Raw genomic sequence first — 521 nt, 5'->3', positions numbered from 1 at the left:
CAGGCGGGCCGTTACGGCGAATGGCTGTCGCAGCATCCGCAGGCCGATTGGTCTTCTATCGTCGCCACTGCAGCACTACACCGGACGCAGTTCGCTTCGCGGGCTGCGGTCTCAGTGCGCGATGCGGCGGAGGCCGTGGAGGCGCTCGGTGCGCTGGCCGAGGGCCGCCCGCATGCCGCGGTGTCGGTTGGTGAGGCCAGGGGCGAGACAGGCAAGCTGGCGCTCCTGTTCACGGGCCAGGGCGCGCAGCAGCTCGGCATGGGCCGCGCGCTGCTGGAGAGTTGTGCGACGTTCCGCGCCACGTTCGAGGAGGCCTGCGGTTATTTTGACGCGCTGCTCGATCTGCCGCTGCGCGATGTGATGTTTGCGGACGCGGGCTCCGAGGCCGCCGCAAAGCTCGACGAGACCGCTTACGCGCAGCCCGCTTTGTTTGCAATTGAAGTGGCGCTGTTCCGTCAGCTCGAGCAGTGGGGCATCGCGCCCGACATTTTGCTTGGTCATTCCATCGGCGAGCTCAGTGC

The 521-nt window shown here is 67.4% G+C and carries 1 protein-coding gene; it reads left to right on the top strand.

The features are described from left to right. On the top strand, nt 1-521 hold a 521-nt coding region (locus tag K3F49_RS39065; protein ID WP_234686161.1), incomplete at both ends, for an acyltransferase domain-containing protein.

The organism is Bradyrhizobium monzae, assembly GCF_021458635.1.
Taxonomy (GTDB): Bacteria; Pseudomonadota; Alphaproteobacteria; order Rhizobiales; family Xanthobacteraceae; genus Bradyrhizobium.
The sequence above is the reverse complement of the archived record's forward strand: the minus strand, read 5'-3'. Positions and strand labels throughout refer to the sequence as shown.